Below are 16,793 nucleotides of genomic sequence, written 5' to 3' on the forward strand. Positions count from 1 at the left end.
CTCAGGGCAACTCGCGGACATCGGCGGTCGGGTGACTGCCGAAGGTATCGCTCAGGAGATATTGAACGAGCTTGCGCGCTGATTCTTCCGGCGTCGCGAGCTGGCCGTCGCGTTTCAGGGCGTCGAAGCGTTCCCGCAGCGGAAAGCGGTCGAGACCGATGCCGCGGATCTCCGCCTGCATGTCGGTATCGACGACGCCCGGCGCCACACTGCATATGCGCACCGACGGGTTGCCGTCCAGCGCGACCGCACGGGCGTGCTGATCGAGCGCGGCCTTGGTCGCGCAGTAGATGCTCCATCCGGGATAGGCATTGCGCGCGGCGCCGCTCGACACATGGACGATGCGCGTTTCCGGCGCCTGCCCGCCGGAACGGGCGGCCGATTCCGCGACGGCCGCCGCCAGCATCAAAGGTGCAGCGACGTTCACGCTCACCGCGCGCGCCACCTGCGCGGGCGGCTGCGCGGCAAGGGCGCCGACCGGCGCGAGCACGCCGGCATTGTTCACGAGCAGCACCTGTTGCGCGCCGTTCATGAAGCGGCTCAGCGTGTCGCCCGCGAGCCAGTCGGCGAGCGCGGACAAGTCGGCGAGATCCAGGTCGATCTGGCTCAGCGTTTCGGGATGGCGGGCGGCGAGCTCGGCATTCGCTGTGCGCGAGAGGCTAAGCACCTCGATATCCTGGGCCAGCAGTTGCGCGGCGATTGCGGCGCCGAGTCCGCGTGTGTGGCCCGTAAGAATGGCGCGAGTCGGGTAGGGCATGGTGGCTTTGACGAGTGGGCAAGTGAGGAAACGGCGTGTCGATTCTAGCGGCAAGCCGGAAGCACCGTCGGCTAGGCTCAAGCGCGGCGAATCGGCAAGACAAAAAAAGCCGCAGAACGACTGTTCGTTGGTTCCAGGACACAGATGCAGGCACGTCGGAATTTTTTCTGACAAGCCTCTTCACAAAACTGACAATCTTTCTCAAACGGAGAAACAACGGAGACTGTCATGCCGACCCGACCAAGCGCTCTCCCAGCTGTGTCGTTGTACTCCGAAGCAGACGCTCCATTCACTCCATTCACGGCCGTGCGGGCGTTGTCCATCGCGGCGGCCACCGCCCTGTTCGGCGCGCCCTGTGGCGCTTGGGCGCAGAGTTCGGTGCAACTGTATGGCGAACTCGACACTGGGCTCGCCTGGACCAACAACGTCGGCGGTCATTCGCAGTATCGGCTGACGACCGGCACCATCGACGGCAGCTACTGGGGCCTGCAGGGCTCGGAAGACCTGGGCGGAGGCGCCCGGGCGATCTTCCGTCTCGAACGCGGCTTGTCGGTCGCCACCGGCGAAGGCCTCAACGATCATCCGATCTACGTCGGCATCGGCTCGGACCGGCTCGGCACGGTCACCTTCGGCCGCCAGTACGATTCCATCCACGATTATTTCCAGACCTTCACGCTGACCGGCAACATCGGCGGCACGGCGTTCGCGCATGTGCTCGACAACGACAACGCCAACAATTCGTTCCTGGCATCGAATTCGGTCAAGTACACGAGCGCCAGCTACGGCGGCTTCAGCTTCGGCGGCCTGTATGCGTTTTCCAATGAAGCGGGGGCGTTCTCGGACAATCGCGCGTACAGCGTCGGCGCGAATTATTCGCTCGGTTCCTTCAATGCCGGCGCGGCCTATCTGCACAACAACGGCCGCGGCAACACGACGACCGGCGCCTACGAAGCTCTCACGCTGCCCGGCACGACGTCGGGCAGCGTGTTCACCGCCAATGTGCAACAGCAGAACACCTTTGGCGTCGGCATGAGTTACGAGCTGGGCGAATTCACGCTGAGCGGGGCGGTTTCGCGCGCGATCAACTCCGGCGTCATCGATGCCGACAGCGGCGACCTGGTGCCGTCGCTCGGGCTCAACAACTACGAGATCAACGGCATCTACAAGCTGACGCCGGCCATCATGCTGGCCGGCATGTACGTCTACACGAATGGCGGCGGCGCGCACTGGCACGAAGGCGCGCTGCAGGTCGACTATCTGCTCTCCAAGCGCACCGACGTCTATCTGGAGTCGATCTATCAACGCGCATCCTCGAACGCACCGGCGGTGATCAACACCAACGATCCGTCCAGCGGACGCAATCAATTGATGATCGGCACGGGCATCCGGCATCGTTTCTGACGCTTTCGCGAGCAGGACGCGCGTGCTAGCTTGACGGCTTCTCTTCGTCCGTCCCGCGGGTGTCCCATGTCGCTGCAAAGCTTCCTTATCTTCCTGCCCGCCTGCTTCGCAATCAACATGGCCTTCGGGCCGAACAACGTATTGTCGCTGTCGAACGGTGCCCGCGATGGCGTGCGCACGTCGGTGCGGGCGTCGTTCGGACGGCTCGTTGCCTTTGCGATCATGATCGCCATCGCCGGACTGGGGCTCGGTGCGCTGTTGCTGGCGTCGCAGACGCTGTTCACGGCGATCAAGTTCGCGGGAGCCGGCTATCTCGTGTGGATCGGCGTGAAGCTGATCCGTTCGGGACCGGCGCTGATCGCGACGGAGCCCGGAACTGAGGCGGGTACGGCCAGCATCGCGCGGCTGACGAAGCAGGAGTTCTGGGTGGCCGCGGGCAATCCGAAGGCCATTCTCGTCTTCACCGCCTTCTTCCCGCAATTCGTCGACCGAAGCGCCTACGCAACCAGCTTCGCCATCCTCGGCGCCACCTTCCTGCTGCTCGAACTCGTGGCCATTGTCATTTACGCGCTGCTGGGGGCGCGGCTCGGCTCGATGTCGCGGGGCGCGCGCGGTTTCGCGTGGTTCAACCGGATCAGCGGTGCGCTGATGATCGGCTTTGGCGTCATGCTGGCATTCGTTCGCCGGCCGGCCGCCTGATTATGTCCTTTTATTACGATTGCAATTTTCCGATTATCACTTCTGGTTATCGGGAATCAGCGAAGATTAATGCGTCAGGGCTATTCCCGAGTGACCGTGTGCACGAATCACCGGAAAATCCGGCACTCGTCATTCGCAATAAGCTTGCGATTGGCTTAAATCAACTGACACGCCCGAAAGCGATCCTTTTGAGTGCGTCGAGAGCCGAGAACATCGTCTTGCGATAAATTCGTGGAACGATGTGGCAATGGACGGTCGATGAATACTCCCTCTCCGCTCGTCCGGCGCGCCCGCGCCGCACGCTGCTCCCGCATCAATCTACGAAATTGTCAGTTTCACCCTTTGCGGATTGTCATTGCTCCGGCGACGGCTACTATCTGTGATTCGCAATAATCACGAGTTCTGCTTTCACGCTGAATTTTTTCGTCGCGCATTCATGATCGCGGTGAAAGCCGTGTTCATGCATTGCCGTGCTTTGTGCCGAAGAAGGCGTATCTCATCTGGCCGTTTCACCTGCCGCTGTTCGAAGGAATTCCTTGCTCATGATTAACTCATCGCCCGGTATGTCGCAGACACGCTCATTCACCACCGTCTCCCTGATCGAGATGTGGGAGCGTTTTGGCTATTACGGCATGGCCGCGTTGCTCGTGCTGTTCATGATCGACAAGATCGGTTTCGCCGACGATCACGCCAACCTGACCTGGGGCGCCTTCACCGCGCTGGTGTTTTCCGCGCCGTCGATCGGCGGCTGGATCGGCGACAAGGTGCTCGGTGCGCGCCGCACGATGATTGCGGGCGCCTTGGTGCTCGCGGGCGGCTATCTGATGCTGGCCCTGCCGGTGGACACGCTCGGCTTCATGTATGCGTCGCTTGGCGTGATCGTGGTCGGCAACGGTCTGTTCAAGTCGAACGCGGCGAACCTGGTGCGCCGCATCTACGAGGGCGACGATGCGCGCATCGACAGCGCGTTCACCCTCTACTACATGGCGGTCAATATCGGCTCGACGTTCTCGATGCTCGCCACGCCGTGGATCAAGGATCACTGGGGCTGGCACGCGGCATTCGCCGTGTGTTGCGGCGGCATGCTGCTCGGCTTGCTGAATTTCGCGCTGCTGCGCCGGTCGCTCGCACACGTCGGCTCCGCGCCGGACGACGAACCGCTGCGCGGGTCGCGCGTGTTCGCGGTGATCGCGGGATCGGTTGCGCTGGCGGCATCGACGGTCTTCATCCTGCAGCACAAGGAGGTCGCGGTGGCCTGCGTGTACGCGGCGGGCGTCGCGATCCTGGCGATCTTCGGTTTCATGCTCAAGACCTGCGACCGCAGCGAGCGCGCCGGCCTGATCGCCGCGCTGATCCTGACGCTCCAGGTGATCCTGTTCTTCGTCTTCTACCAGCAGATGTCGACGTCGCTCACGCTGTTCGCGCTGCGCAACGTTGACCCGGCGTTTTCGATCGGCGGCATTGCATTGTTCACGTGGAGCGCGGCCCAGTTCCAGGCGCTCAACCCGATCTGGATCATGGTGCTGAGCCCGCTGCTCGCCGTCGTGTACGCGCGTCAGGCCCGGCGCGGACGCGACATGCCGGTGGCGGCGAAGTACGCGCTGGGCTTCGTGGTGGTGGCCATCGGCTTCTTCGTGTTTGGCCTGAGCGGGCGCTATGCGGTGGAAGGGCGCGTTTCGTCGTGGTTCATGGTGGCCGGCTACGGGCTGTACTCGTTCGGCGAACTGCTGGTTTCCGGTCTGGGGCTCGCGATGATCGCCCGGTACGTGCCGGCGCGCATGGGCGGCTTCATGATGGGCGCGTTTTTCGTCGCGACCGGCGTGTCGCAGTATCTCGGCAGCGTTGTCGCGAACTTCGCACGCATGCCGGCCGGCAATCTCGATGCCGCGCAGTCGCTGCCGCTGTACACGCAGCTGTTCCTTGGGCTGGGCTGGCTGGCGGCGGGCGGAGCGGTGGTGGCCATCGCGCTGCTGCCGCTGCTGGGCAAGCTGTCGAGGGCGCATCAGCGGGCCGCGCAGACGGCGGCTCAGCATGCTGCAGGCCGACACGAATCAGTGAAGCCGGCCGCGGTATCGCTGAATGTAAAGAGCGTTTGACTCTGATCCTCGCTTCGGTCTATAATTTAATTCTTCAGACGCGGGGTGGAGCAGTCTGGCAGCTCGTCGGGCTCATAACCCGAAGGTCGTAGGTTCAAATCCTACCCCCGCAACCAAATCGTCAAGCAAAGAGCCCGGTTAAGCCGGGCTCTTTGCTTTTGTGCGTTCAAGTTTGCGTGTTGTGTCTACTGTCGGGTGTCTACTCTCGGTGCGTATCCGCGGCGTCTATCCGCCGTCCAGGGTGGACCACGCGCATTGACCCGCATCGTCCGCGCAGCCAAAAACACCTTCTCTCAAAAACTTTCACCCCGGAAACACGAAAAGCCTGCATGAGCATTCACTCATGCAGGCTTTGAGCAATCTTGCCGACTTTCACCGACCGGGGCGCACCAGACTGTGCGTCACTCCGCGAGCTTTCGCGCGATGTTCTCCGCGCGAAACCGCGACCCGATCGAACTCAGGCGACGATGCCGAACTGATGTGATCCGATGCGGGCAGGGCCCCGCAATCGATCAATAGAACTTCTTCGGCAGTTGTGCGCGGCGGATCTGCTTGCGCAGGCGAGCAACAGCAGCAGCTTTCTTGCGCTTGCGCTCGGTGGTGGGCTTTTCATAAGCCATGCGCGACTTGAGTTCCTGGATCAGGCCCGTACGCTCGACGGTACGGCGGAAGCGGCGCATTGCGACGTCAAACGGTTCGTTTTCTTTCAGCAGAACTTTTGTCATTGAAATCTCGGTTGATCTGGCCCTGCCAGAATTTTGGGCAAAGCGCAATTGTACACTTTTTGAGAGCCGCTCTGCACGCCCTTTGCGTGGATTGTTCCTGCGCCGGCTCCGGGAATCCAATCGTAGATCGTTGATTCAAGACGACAATACCGACAAACCCGGGTCAGAAGCCGCGCGGGCGCACGGGGCGCGTGTCCGCGATGGCCTCGCGTGTGTCGGGCTGATCGATCGTCACGTCGCCGCGCGCCAGAGCCACACAGGGCAGGATCCAGCCCTGCGCCTGTTCTTCCCGGGTCAGCCCCGGCCAGTCGATGCGATACGCAACCGCGCCATCGACGAGCCGGCACATGCAGGCGCGGCACGTGCCGTTGCGGCACGAGCGCGGCAGCGACAAGCCTGCGCGCAGCGCGGCTTCGAGCAGGCTCTCACCGTCCCTGACGGCGACCAGGTGTCCATCCGGCTCGATGACGAGGGCAAAAGCGCCTGGATCGGCGGTGGGCTGCGTCACGTCCGCACCTCGATGCCCGCGCGGCCGTTCGTCAGGTCGCGCAGTTCGAGCGCCGCCGGTTCGCGTGCAGCGGCGGCCATGCGCACGACGAGACGCACCGTCATCCCATACGCGCTCTCGACGAGTTCCGCTTCATGCTGCTCGATCCAGCGACGCACCCGCGCTTCGTCGGCGTAGTCGAGCTCGATGCCGATCAGCCCGCGCTCGACCCGCTCCACGCGCTCGGCCTGCTGCATCGCGGTGGCGATCGCGTCGGTGTAGGCGCGCACGAGGCCGCCCGCGCCCAGCTTGATGCCGCCGTAGTAACGCACGACCGCCGCCAGCACGCCGTCCACCTCGTGATGGCGCAGCACTTCCAGAATCGGGCGGCCGGCGGTGCCGGAGGGTTCGCCGTCGTCGGACATGCCGGACTGGCCGCCGGCGAGCAGTGCCCAGCAGACATGCGTCGCGCCTGGATGCGTGGTGCGCAGGCTATCGAGTTCACGCATGGCTTCGTCGCGATTGGCCACGGGAAGGGCGTACGCGATGAAGCGGCTCTTGCGGATGTCGATTTCCGCGCTGACGGAGGAGGCGAGGGTGTAAGTCGGCAAGGCTGGAAAGGCGCGGGACGTAAAGCTCGAATCTTAGCTGCTGTGCGCGGGCGGTCGCGCGGCAGTCTGAAAAACCGGGCCGAGCGTGCGCTGCATCAGCACGGTATCGACCCATTGGCCGTGCTTGAAGCCGACCTGGCGCAACACGCCCGCATGCGCGAAGCCGAGCCGCGCGTGCAGCGCGATGGAACCCGCATTGCCGCTGTTGCCGATCACCGCGATCATCTGCCGCCACGGCCCGCGCTCGCAGCGGCCAATGAGCGCCGCCAGCAACGCCCGACCGATGCCGCGTCCATGAAAACCATCGGCGACATAGACCGAATCCTCGACGGTATGCCGGTACGCCGAGCGTGGCCGGTAAGTCGACGCGTAGGCATAGCCCGCGATCACGCCGTCGACTTCGGCGACCAGATACGGCAAACCGGCCGCCGAAATCGCTGCGTGGCGCGCGCGCAGGTCGTCGGCGGACGGCGGCACTTCCTCGAAGGTCGCCAGCGCGTGTTCGACGTAATGGGCATAGATCCGGGCGATGCCGTCGAAGTCGGCGGGGTCGGCGTCGCGCACGAGCGGGGTGGAGGACAAGTCTTGGGCCATGGCGGTAACGGCGCAACGATCAGCGCAAAAAAGGAGAAATTCGCACCGGCGATTCTCGCATGGCATGACAGCGGCAAAAAAAGGACCAGGGAGCCGTGCGGAAGCCCACCAAAACGGTGTGCTTTCGGGCAAAGAAATCGTTGAACGCGGCCGGGCGCGCCCCCTACACTAAGTCGTTTGTCCGGGACTGCGCGGTGACGGCGTGCGATGCGCCGTGTCACTGTCGTCGGGGAACGAGAAAACGCGCGCGATCGGCCTGCCTCGCGCCGCGGACCATAACACGCAATGAACAACTCTCAACGTGGGGCGCTGGCGGCGCTTCTGATCGTCATCGTGGTGATTGCGGCGCTGGCGCCGGCGGGAATCGGCTTTTTGTTCGCCCAGCGCAACCAGCGGCTCGAGGAAACCGAGCGTCTCAACCTGTTCGCCGATGCCACGCTGCGCCGCGCCGAGGATCTCACCCGGCATCTCTTGGGCGCGCTCGGCGAGATCGGGCAGGTGTCGGCGGCGCCGTGCTCGCGGCCGTACCTGACCGAACTGCGGCGCATCGCGCTCGCGCATGCGCAGGTGCGCGACGCCGGCGCCTATGACCAGGACGGCCACTGGCAATGTTCGTCGCTGCTGGGCGCGGTGTCCGTGGGCGCGCTCGACGGCGTCACGGGCGGCCTCATGCTGCCGCCGCCGGACTGGCGTTCGCGCGACGGCATGCTCGCCTGGTACGGTCTCGCGCGGCTGCCGGGCGGGAAGGCGTCGCTCGTCATGGGGCGCAACGGCTTCTACATCGCCGCCGATCCCGCGCTCTACGTGGACAGCCACGGCGCGCCCGCCGCGCCGGTGGACGGCGTCGCGGTCATCAATACGGAAGTGAGCCGCGTGATCGCGAGCGCCCCGGCCGCCGATGCCGCCGCCACCGCCGCCGTCCTCGCCGTGTACCGGACCGCGCCGCCCGTGCGCGACTGTTCGCCCTACGTGGTGCGGCGCTCGGCCTCGATGCCGCTGGCGGTCGTCGTCAGCGCGCCGCATCAGCCGTGGCGCCAGCGCGTGCGCACGCTGCCGTGGGGCTGGCTGCTGGGCGGCGTCGCGGCGGGCTTGCTGGTGGCCGGCTGGGCGGCGTATTTCATTCTGCGCAGGCTGTCGCCGCGCGGCCAGCTGAGCGACGCCGTACGGCGTCATCAGTTCATCGTCGCGTATCAGCCGATCGTCGAACTGGCCACGCGCCGCTGTGTCGGGGCGGAGGCGCTGGTGCGCTGGAAGTATCACGACCGGATCGTGCGGCCGGACGATTTCATCCCGCTCGCGGAAAATCGCGGGCTGATCCAGGCCATCACGGACCAGGTGCTCGACACCGTGCTGCTCGAACTCGGCGACTTTCTGCGGCGCTATCGCGAGTACTACGTGTCGGTGAATCTCTCCGCGCCCGACCTCACCACACACCGTTTCCTCGACGTGCTCGGCCCGGCCATCGCGCGGCAGGGCGTGCGGCCGGGGCAGATCCGCATCGAGGCGACGGAGCGCGGCTTTCTCGACGCCGAGGCCGCCAAGGACGTCATCAGCGCGTTCCGTCACGCGGGGCACGCGGTCTATCTCGACGATTTCGGCACCGGCTATTCGAGCCTGTCGCATCTGCAGAACTTCCGCGTCGACGGGCTGAAGATCGACAAGTCCTTCGTCGATACGGTCGGCCAGGACGCGGCGTCGAGCAGCGTGGCGTCGCACATCGTGGACATGGCGGCGACGCTCGAGGTGCAGGTGATCGCCGAAGGCATCGAGCGCGAGGAGCAGGCCGCCTATCTGCATGCGCGCGGCGCGCAGTTCGGGCAGGGCTGGCTGTTCTCGCCGCCGCTGACCGCGGCGGAATTCATCCGCTACGCGGGCCGCACGCGGGGTGCTTGATCGCGGGCAAAACGCCCTTACTTAGGGAGCTTCCTGAAGCGCATCTCCCTACGACGAGGCCCGCCATGACCGCGAACACCGCCATCACCGACCAAGCCGCCACCGCTTTTCTGCGCGACGTGCGCCATCCGCTGCTTGCGCTTCATCGCAGCGTGCTCGCGCATTTGCGCGCGCGGCACGAGGCCGAGTTCGGCGCGGTGTCGCCGGGCGAGTTCCTGCAGATCGTGATCAACGGTTCGGCGTACCGCTGGCTGGCGCCGTTCTCGACGCTGATCGCCGCCATCGACGATGTCCTCGACGACAGCGAGGCCACGCCCGACACGCGCATCGCGCATGCGAAGGCCGTGCTCGGCATGTTCAGGGCCGGCACGCGCGATCCGGCCTTTGCGGAACAGTTCCTGCCCTTGCTGCAGGACAGCCCGGAAATCGCCGTGGCCAACGGCGAAGTGGCGCAGCATCTGCGCGCCCTGGTCGGCAAGTAAGTCTGCGCCGCGCCGCCTCTATCAGAAATGCGACCTGAAAAACGCATTTTTCGTCGGCGGCGGCGCTGCGGGTTTTCCTGTCTGTCGCGACGAAACCAAGCGTTTCAGCAAGGATCCGGAGCCGCCATCCGCCGCGCGCGCCGCATGTTGCGTCGCAGCACGTGCGTGCCCGCCGCCTTGAGCAATCGAAGCCGTCCTGAGAGCATCGCCGCCATTCCATTCAACGAAGGAGGCGGCTCGTGATCCTGCATGGTTTCGGTCCGCTCCTGTGGGCGGGTGCAAAGGAGACGCTGGCGCTCGCGCTGCTCTCCCTGACGGTGGCGGTGCTGCTCGGCCTTGCGGGCGCGGCGGCGAAACTCTCGCGACATGCGCCGTTGCGCGGCATCGCGACCGCCTACACGACGCTGATCCGCGCGGTGCCCGACCTCGTGCTGATGCTGCTGCTGTTCTACGGCATCCAGATCGCGCTGAACCACCTGACCGATGCACTCGGCTGGGACCAGCTCGACATCGATCCCTTCACGGCCGGCGTCGTGACACTCGGCTTCATCTATGGCGCGTACTTCGCGGAGACCTTCCGCGGCGCCTTTCTCGCCGTGCCGCGCGGCCAGCTGGAGGCGGGCAGCGCCTACGGCATGAACGGCCTGCGCGTGTTCGGCCGGATCCTGTTTCCGCAGATGATGCGTTTCGCGTTGCCGGGCATCGGCAACAACTGGCAGGTACTGGTCAAGGCGACGGCGCTGGTGTCGATCATCGGTCTCGCGGACATCGTCAAGGCGGCGCAGGACGCCGGCAAGAGCACCTTCCACATGTTCTTCTTCATCCTGGTTGCGGCGCTGATCTATCTCGCGATCACGAGCGCGTCGAATCTCGTGCTGACGCTGCTCGAGCGCCGCTATTCGACCGGCGTGCGCCACGCCGAACTCTGAACCCGCCGATCCCGTCCGCGAGCGCCAAGCCATGATCCAGATCTTCGCCGAATACTGGCGCCCCTTCCTGTATTCCGACGGCCTGCGCGCGTCGGGCCTCGTCGTGACGCTGTGGCTGCTGGCGGCGTCGCTGGCGCTCGGCTTCTGCGCGGCGGTGCCGCTCGCGTGCGCCCGCGTGTCGCGCAAGCGCTGGCTGGCGACGCCGGTGCGCCTCTACACGTTCGTGTTTCGCGGCACGCCGCTCTACGTGCAATTGCTGCTGCTCTACACCGGCATGTACAGCCTGGAGTTCGTGCGCACGCAGTCGCTGCTGGAGGCGTTCTTCCGCAGCGGCTTCAATTGCGCGATCCTCGCGTTCGCGCTCAACACCTGCGCCTACACGACCGAGATCTTCGCCGGCGCCATCCGCGCGATTCCGCACGCTGAAGTCGAGGCCGCGCGCGCCTACGGCATGAGCACGTTCACGATGTACCGGCGCGTGATCCTGCCGTCCGCGCTGCGCCGCGCGCTGCCGCTGTACAGCAACGAAGTGATCCTGATGCTGCATGCGACGACGGTTGCCTTCACCGCGACCGTGCCGGACATCCTGAAGGTCGCGCGCGACGCCAATTCCGCAACGTATCAGTCATTCGAATCGTTCGGCGTGGCGGCGCTGCTCTACGTGGCGATTTCGTTCGCGCTGGTGGCGGCGTTCCGGCACGCGGAGCGGCGCTGGCTCGCGTATCTGCGGCCGGCGGGCGCGGTGCGGACACGCCGTGCATGAGCCCCTTCATCGAGCGGTAGAATCCGATCCCATGCATCCCACCCTGTCATCACTCGAGGAGAACGCGTTGGAGCCCACCGTCAAGGACGTTGCGACCAAGCTCGTCGCCGAGGACATTCACAAGCGCTACGGCGACAACGAAGTGCTGAAGGGCGTCTCGCTCGCCGCGAAAGCCGGCGACGTGATCAGCATCATCGGCGCGAGCGGCTCGGGCAAGAGCACGTTCCTGCGCTGCATCAACTTTCTCGAACGGCCGAACGCGGGACGCATCATCGTCGATGGCGAGCCGGTGCGCACCAAAGCCGACAAGGGCGGCAATCTCGACGTCGCGGATTACAAGCAATTGCAGCGCGTGCGCACCAAGCTCGCGATGGTCTTCCAGCACTTCAACCTGTGGTCGCACATGACGGCCATCGAGAACGTGATGGAAGCGCCCATCCACGTGCTTGGCGTGTCGAAGAAGGAAGCGGAAGAGCGCGCACGCGAGTATCTGGAAAAGGTGGGGCTGCCGCCGCGCGTCGAGAAGCAGTATCCGTCGCATTTGTCGGGCGGTCAGCAGCAGCGGGTCGCGATTGCACGCGCGCTCGCGATGCATCCCGATGTCATGCTGTTCGACGAACCCACGTCGGCGCTGGATCCGGAACTCGTCGGCGAAGTGCTGAAGGTGATGCAGCGGCTCGCGGAAGAGGGGCGCACGATGATCGTCGTCACGCACGAAATGGGCTTTGCCCGCAACGTGTCGAATCACGTGATGTTCCTGCATCAGGGCCGCACTGAAGAGGAAGGCGCGCCCGCCGAGGTGCTCACGGCGCCGAAGAGCGAGCGTCTGCGCCAGTTCCTGTCGGGCAGCCTCAAATAACGTGGCGAATGTGGCCGGCGCGCCGCGGCAGGTGGCCATCGTTGCGCTCGCGCCGGTTTCGATGAGCGGCATCGCGCCGATCATCGACAGTCTTGCGCTCGCCAACGAGATCGACGGGCATCGGCTCTACGAGTGGCGCATCTGTTCCTGGGACGGCCGTCCGGTGCCGCTGTCGGGCGGCGCGCACCTGCCCGCCGACGGCGCCTTCAACGACACCGTCCGCTGCGACTGGCTGATCGTTGTCACGGAGCGCTACCAGCAGTTCGCCGACTACCGGCTGTTTCTCGCCAGCCTCGCGCGGGTCGCGCCGCGCACGCCGCTCGTGAGCGGCATTCATCATGGCGTGTGGTGGCTCGCGATGGCCGGACAGCTCGCGCAGTATCGCGTCGCGGTGAACTGGGAAACCTACCAGCAGTTCACCGAGCAGTTCGAACGCGCCATCGTCAGCCAGCAGATTTTCGAAATCGACCGGGACCGCGCCACGTGCACGGGCGGACAGGCCAGCATCGACTTCATGCTCGCGATGATCGCGCGCGATCACGGCCCGGATCTTTCGGAACGCATTGCGGATTCGCTGGGCGTCGGCGTGTTGCGCGCGGGCACGGAGCGCCAGCGCATTCCCTTCGTCACCGCGCCCGGCGAGCGTCATCCGCGCCTCAACGACGCGCTCCAGCTGATGGAAGCGAACATCGAGGATCCGCTCACCACCGACGAGATCGCCAGTCTCGCCGGCATTTCGCGGCGGCAGCTGGAACGCCTGTTTCGTCAATACCTCGGCGCGATGCCGTCGAAGTACTACCTCAATCTGCGGCTCACGAAGGCGCGTACGCAATTGCAGCGCACGAACAAATCGGTGGTGCAGATCAGCCTGGCGTGTGGATTTTCATCGGCGGCGCATTTCTCGAATGCCTACCGCGACCGGTTCGGCGTGACGCCGCGCGAGGAACGCCGCAACTGGATCGAAAAGCAGCGCGGCACGCCCGACGAACCGCGCGGCGGCGCGCTGATCGAGCCGCCGGGCGCTGCGTGAGTGCGCGCGTGAGTGGACGGGCAAAGCCGTGGAAGCATGTCGCGAACGCGCAAGACGGAACCCGCGTGATTGCCTAATATCGAACCTGATACCGATGCGGAACCTGAAAAGGAGTAGCTCATGACCGAGATCAATGTGAATCGCGCGACCTTCGACGAGGTCATGGTGCCGGTGTTCGCGCCCGCCAGCTTCGTGCCGGACCGGGGGCGCGGCTCGCGCGTGTGGGATACGGAAGGCCGCGATTACGTCGATTTCGCCGGCGGCATCGCGGTGACGGCGCTGGGCCATGGCCATCCGGAACTGCTCAAGGTGCTGCACGAACAGGGCGACACGCTCTGGCACATCGGCAACGGCTACACCAACGCGCCGGTGCTGCGTCTCGCGAAACGCCTGACGGACCTGACTTTCGCGGATCGCGCGTTCTTCGCCAACTCGGGCGCGGAGGCCAACGAGGCGGCGCTCAAGCTCGCGCGCCGCCATGCCATCGACCAGCACGGCGACGACAAGATCGAGATCATCTCGTTCACGCAGTCGTTCCACGGGCGCACGTTTTTTACGGTGAGCGTCGGCGGCCAGCCGAAGTACGCCGAAGGCTTCGGCCCGCAGCCGCAGGGCATTCGTCATCTGCCCTATAACGATCTGCCGGCCGCGCTCGCGGCGATCGGCCCCAAGACCTGCGCGGTGATCGTCGAGCCGGTGCAGGGCGAAGGCGGCGTGCTGCCGGCCGATCCGGCCTTCCTGCAAGGCCTGCGCGAAGCGTGCGACCAGCACGGCGCGCTGCTGATCTTCGACGAGGTGCAGACCGGCGTCGGCCGCACGGGCAGCTTCTACGCGTACATGCAGTACGGCGTGACACCGGACATCCTCACGAGCGCGAAGGCGCTGGGCAACGGCTTTCCGATCGGCGTGATGCTGACCACGGAAGCCATCGCCGCGCACTTCAAGGTGGGCGTGCACGGCACGACTTACGGCGGCAATCCGCTGGGCGCGGCGATCGCGGAGAAGGTGGTCGAGCTGATCAGCGATCCGCAATTGCTCGAAGGCGTGCGCGAGCGCAGCGACGCGATCAAGGCGCATCTCGCGCGTCTCAACGAACGCTTCGGCCTTTTCAAGGAGATTCGCGGCCGCGGGCTGCTGATCGGCGCGGAACTCAACGACGCGTACCGCGACCGCGCGAAGGACGTGCTGAACGCGGCCGCGGCGAACGGCGTCATCATGCTGATCGCCGGGCCGAACGTGCTGCGCTTCGCGCCCTCGCTCATCATGCCGATGGCCGATCTCGACGAAGGTTTTGCGCGCATCGGCCGGGCGGTGGAGCAGGTGGTCGGCGCGGCGGCAGTCAAGTGAAGCACGGGAGCCGATGATGCTCTTCGTCCGTCCCGCCCGACTCGCCGATCTCGACGAACTCGAACGCATGGCGCGCGCCGCGCAGCCGGTGCTGCACTCACTGCCGCGCGACCGGCGTGCGCTCGAACCGCGCGTCGCGCTATCGGAAGATTCGTTCCGCGCTGAAGTGGAGTTTCCCGGCGAAGAGTTCTATCTCTTTGTGCTCGAAGACACCGAAACGAAGCGGCTGCTCGGGTCGTCGAGCATCGTTGCGTCGGCGGGTTATGCCGAGCCGTTCCATGCGTTCCGGAACGATGCCTTGATCCACGCGTCGCGCGAGCTCAAGGTGAACCGCAAGATCCACGCGCTCACCATGTCGCACGAACTGACTGGCAAGAGCCGCCTGACCGGCTTCTACATCGATCCGTCATTGCGCGACGAAGAGAACGCTGCGGCGGCGCATCTGCTGTCGCGGGCGCGGATGATCTACATCGCCGCGAACCCGCGACGCTTCTCGACTGAAGTGTTCTCGCTGATGCTGGGCGTCACGGACGAGGCGGGCGCGTCGCCGTTCTGGGATGCGGTTGGCCGCAAGTTCTTCGGACGCGACTTCGAACAGGTGGAAGCGGAGTCGGGCGGACGCAGTCGCACCTTTATCGCCGAAGTGATGCCGAGCTATCCGCTCTACGTCCCGCTCTTGCCGGCCGACGCGCAGCGCGTGCTGGGCGAACCCAACGAACACACGCTGCTCGCGTACGACATCCATCTCGAGGAAGGTTTCGAGCCGGACCGCTATGTCGATATCTTCGACGCGGGCCCGGTGCTGACCATTGCCGTCGACAAGAGCGCATCGGCGAGTTCCGGCGAACTGCGCACGGTGCGGGCGAGTGGGGCGGAAGACAACCCGCCAGGCGGCACGGGCGCGCCGTATCTCGTCGCGGCGGGCGGCGCGCATGCGTTCCGCTGCCTGATCGCGCGCCTGAGCGGCACGCGTGCCGACGGCGCCGCGCTGTCGGCGGCGGCGCGAGAAGCACTCGGCGTCGGCGATGACGACACGGTGCGCTGCGTGCCCTTGCATCAGGCTTCGGGAGAATTGCCATGATCGTCGTGCGTTGCACGCAGCCGGGCGACGTCGACGCATTGCTTGCGCTCGCCCAGGAAACGGGCCCCGGGCTGACCACCTTCAAGCCGGACCGCGCGGCGCTGGCGGCGCGCGTCGAACGCGCGCGCCGCACGCTGAGCGGTGCGGCCGCGCCGTTCGAAGCAGGCTATTTCTTCGTGATGGAAGACACCGCGACGGGCGACGTGGCCGGCGTATGCGGCATCGAAACGGAAGTCGGGCTGGAGCAGCCGTTCTACAACTATCGCGTGTCGACGGTCGTGCATGCCAGCCAGGACATGGGCGTGTGGACGCGCATGGCGCTGCTCAACATGTCGCACGACCTGACCGGTTACGCGGAGGTGTGCTCGCTGTTCCTGAGCCCGCGTTATCGGACGGCGGGCGTGGGCGGGCTGCTGTCGCGCTCGCGCTTCATGTTCATCGCGCAATTCACGGAGCGCTTTCCGCAGCGTCTGTGCGCCGAGTTGCGCGGCCATTTCGACGAGAACGGCGAGTCGCCGTTCTGGAACGCGGTCGGCTCGCACTTCTACCAGATCGATTTCAACGAAGCGGATTACCTCAGTTCGCATGGCAAGAAGTCGTTCGTCGCGGAACTGATGCCGCGCTATCCGGTGTATCTCGACCTGCTGCCCGAGACCGCCCAGCGCGCGGTCGGCGTGACGCACAAGGACACGGCGCCCGCGCGCAAGATGCTCGAAGCGGAAGGCCTGCGCTATGAGAATCACGTCGATATCTTCGACGCCGGTCCGGTGCTCGAATGCCATATCGGCGACTTGCGCACGGTGCGTGAAAGCGTGCTGGCGAGCGTGCGTATCGGCACGCGGGCCGACACGGACAGCGATGCGAAGTGCCTCGTGTCCAACACGCTGCTCGACGACTTTCGTTGCGGCGCGACCGTTGGCATGGTGCAGGGCGGCACGTTCCTGCTGACGGCGGATGAAGCCGCCGCCTTGCACGTGAAGGAAGGCGACACGGTGCGCGTGTTGAGTTCGCCTTCGCGGACCCGATGACAGAGACACGA

General features: G+C 65.5%; 17 protein-coding genes and 1 tRNA gene. 13 read left to right on the forward strand and 5 right to left on the reverse strand.

The window, feature by feature from the left end:
* Nucleotide 1 precedes the first annotated feature (1 nt).
* Complete coding sequence (locus QCE88_RS07040) at nt 2–757, reverse strand: SDR family oxidoreductase (protein WP_309900441.1); 756 nt, start codon at nt 755–757, stop codon at nt 2–4.
* A 321-nt stretch (nt 758–1,078) separates the two neighbouring features.
* Between QCE88_RS07040 and QCE88_RS07045 the strand changes: the two genes are divergently transcribed.
* The 4 genes from QCE88_RS07045 to QCE88_RS07060 all read left to right on the forward strand — a co-directional run bounded on the left by QCE88_RS07045 (nt 1,079) and on the right by QCE88_RS07060 (nt 5,069).
* Nucleotides 1,079–2,158, forward strand: coding sequence for a porin (locus QCE88_RS07045; protein WP_409018104.1), 1,080 nt, complete (start codon nt 1,079–1,081; stop codon nt 2,156–2,158).
* Between the two features lie 66 nt (nt 2,159–2,224).
* Nucleotides 2,225–2,857 (forward strand): LysE family translocator, encoded by a 633-nt coding sequence (locus tag QCE88_RS07050; protein WP_309900445.1) that lies wholly within the window; start codon nt 2,225–2,227, stop codon nt 2,855–2,857.
* A 542-nt stretch (nt 2,858–3,399) separates the two neighbouring features.
* Nucleotides 3,400–4,953 (forward strand): oligopeptide:H+ symporter, encoded by a 1,554-nt coding sequence (locus QCE88_RS07055; protein WP_309900447.1) that lies wholly within the window; start codon nt 3,400–3,402, stop codon nt 4,951–4,953.
* A gap of 39 nt (nt 4,954–4,992) precedes the next feature.
* A tRNA-Met gene (locus QCE88_RS07060) sits at nt 4,993–5,069 on the forward strand.
* 396 nt (nt 5,070–5,465) lie between these two features.
* Here QCE88_RS07060 and rpsU read toward each other — a convergent pair.
* From rpsU to QCE88_RS07080, 4 genes are all read right to left on the reverse strand, one after another.
* Nucleotides 5,466–5,678: a 30S ribosomal protein S21 gene (gene rpsU, locus QCE88_RS07065; RefSeq protein ID WP_006999077.1), complete on the reverse strand. Its 213-nt coding sequence runs from the start codon at nt 5,676–5,678 to the stop codon at nt 5,466–5,468.
* 163 nt (nt 5,679–5,841) lie between these two features.
* Complete coding sequence (locus QCE88_RS07070) at nt 5,842–6,144, reverse strand: 2Fe-2S iron-sulfur cluster-binding protein (protein WP_309903437.1); 303 nt, start codon at nt 6,142–6,144, stop codon at nt 5,842–5,844.
* Nucleotides 6,145–6,182: 38 nt separating this feature from the next.
* The gene (locus tag QCE88_RS07075; protein WP_309900449.1) at nt 6,183–6,776 is read right to left on the reverse strand and encodes a YigZ family protein; all 594 of its coding nucleotides are present in this window, start codon (nt 6,774–6,776) and stop codon (nt 6,183–6,185) included.
* A gap of 33 nt (nt 6,777–6,809) precedes the next feature.
* The gene (locus QCE88_RS07080; RefSeq protein WP_309900452.1) at nt 6,810–7,370 is read right to left on the reverse strand and encodes an N-acetyltransferase family protein; all 561 of its coding nucleotides are present in this window, start codon (nt 7,368–7,370) and stop codon (nt 6,810–6,812) included.
* Between the two features lie 285 nt (nt 7,371–7,655).
* Here QCE88_RS07080 and QCE88_RS07085 point away from each other — a divergent pair, with 285 nt between their 5' ends.
* The 9 genes from QCE88_RS07085 (at nt 7,656) to astA (ending at nt 16,782) form a co-directional block, all read left to right on the forward strand.
* The gene (locus tag QCE88_RS07085) at nt 7,656–9,263 is read left to right on the forward strand and encodes an EAL domain-containing protein (RefSeq protein ID WP_309900453.1); all 1,608 of its coding nucleotides are present in this window, start codon (nt 7,656–7,658) and stop codon (nt 9,261–9,263) included.
* 65 nt (nt 9,264–9,328) lie between these two features.
* Nucleotides 9,329–9,745: a hypothetical protein gene (locus QCE88_RS07090; RefSeq protein WP_309900455.1), complete on the forward strand. Its 417-nt coding sequence runs from the start codon at nt 9,329–9,331 to the stop codon at nt 9,743–9,745.
* A 239-nt stretch (nt 9,746–9,984) separates the two neighbouring features.
* Entirely contained in the window at nt 9,985–10,674 is a 690-nt protein-coding gene (locus QCE88_RS07095; RefSeq protein ID WP_309900457.1) for a histidine ABC transporter permease HisQ, read from the forward strand.
* 31 nt (nt 10,675–10,705) lie between these two features.
* Nucleotides 10,706–11,437, forward strand: coding sequence for an ABC transporter permease (locus tag QCE88_RS07100; RefSeq protein ID WP_309900459.1), 732 nt, complete (start codon nt 10,706–10,708; stop codon nt 11,435–11,437).
* Between the two features lie 31 nt (nt 11,438–11,468).
* Nucleotides 11,469–12,296 carry an ABC transporter ATP-binding protein gene (locus tag QCE88_RS07105; RefSeq protein WP_309900461.1) on the forward strand — a complete coding sequence of 276 codons (828 nt, stop codon included), beginning with the start codon at nt 11,469–11,471 and terminating at the stop codon, nt 12,294–12,296.
* Between the two features lie 61 nt (nt 12,297–12,357).
* Nucleotides 12,358–13,326: a GlxA family transcriptional regulator gene (locus QCE88_RS07110; RefSeq protein WP_309903439.1), complete on the forward strand. Its 969-nt coding sequence runs from the start codon at nt 12,358–12,360 to the stop codon at nt 13,324–13,326.
* 120 nt (nt 13,327–13,446) lie between these two features.
* Complete coding sequence (locus QCE88_RS07115) at nt 13,447–14,673, forward strand: aspartate aminotransferase family protein (RefSeq protein WP_309900463.1); 1,227 nt, start codon at nt 13,447–13,449, stop codon at nt 14,671–14,673.
* A gap of 16 nt (nt 14,674–14,689) precedes the next feature.
* Nucleotides 14,690–15,754: an arginine/ornithine succinyltransferase subunit alpha gene (gene aruF, locus QCE88_RS07120; protein WP_309903441.1), complete on the forward strand. Its 1,065-nt coding sequence runs from the start codon at nt 14,690–14,692 to the stop codon at nt 15,752–15,754.
* A complete protein-coding gene (gene astA, locus QCE88_RS07125) occupies nt 15,751–16,782 on the forward strand; it encodes an arginine N-succinyltransferase (protein WP_309900466.1) in 1,032 nt (343 codons plus the stop codon). The genes aruF and astA overlap by 4 nt, the downstream gene beginning before the upstream one ends.
* Nucleotides 16,783–16,793 lie beyond the last annotated feature (11 nt).

Origin of the sequence: Caballeronia sp. LZ035 (assembly GCF_031451175.1) — a bacterium.
In the GTDB taxonomy this organism is placed as follows: Bacteria; Pseudomonadota; Gammaproteobacteria; order Burkholderiales; family Burkholderiaceae; genus Caballeronia.

Coding starts and splice junctions, on each gene's coding strand:
- QCE88_RS07055 (WP_309900447.1), top strand. CDS start 3,400: ATGATTAACTCATCGCCCGGTATGTCGCAGACACGCTCATTCACCACC.
- QCE88_RS07110 (WP_309903439.1), top strand. CDS start 12,358: ATGAGCGGCATCGCGCCGATCATCGACAGTCTTGCGCTCGCCAACGAG.
- aruF (WP_309903441.1), top strand. CDS start 14,690: ATGCTCTTCGTCCGTCCCGCCCGACTCGCCGATCTCGACGAACTCGAA.
- QCE88_RS07115 (WP_309900463.1), top strand. CDS start 13,447: ATGACCGAGATCAATGTGAATCGCGCGACCTTCGACGAGGTCATGGTG.
- QCE88_RS07090 (WP_309900455.1), top strand. CDS start 9,329: ATGACCGCGAACACCGCCATCACCGACCAAGCCGCCACCGCTTTTCTG.
- QCE88_RS07050 (WP_309900445.1), top strand. CDS start 2,225: ATGTCGCTGCAAAGCTTCCTTATCTTCCTGCCCGCCTGCTTCGCAATC.
- astA (WP_309900466.1), top strand. CDS start 15,751: ATGATCGTCGTGCGTTGCACGCAGCCGGGCGACGTCGACGCATTGCTT.
- QCE88_RS07085 (WP_309900453.1), top strand. CDS start 7,656: ATGAACAACTCTCAACGTGGGGCGCTGGCGGCGCTTCTGATCGTCATC.
- QCE88_RS07080 (WP_309900452.1), bottom strand. CDS start 7,370: ATGGCCCAAGACTTGTCCTCCACCCCGCTCGTGCGCGACGCCGACCCC.
- QCE88_RS07040 (WP_309900441.1), bottom strand. CDS start 757: ATGCCCTACCCGACTCGCGCCATTCTTACGGGCCACACACGCGGACTC.
- QCE88_RS07100 (WP_309900459.1), top strand. CDS start 10,706: ATGATCCAGATCTTCGCCGAATACTGGCGCCCCTTCCTGTATTCCGAC.
- rpsU (WP_006999077.1), bottom strand. CDS start 5,678: ATGACAAAAGTTCTGCTGAAAGAAAACGAACCGTTTGACGTCGCAATG.
- QCE88_RS07105 (WP_309900461.1), top strand. CDS start 11,469: ATGCATCCCACCCTGTCATCACTCGAGGAGAACGCGTTGGAGCCCACC.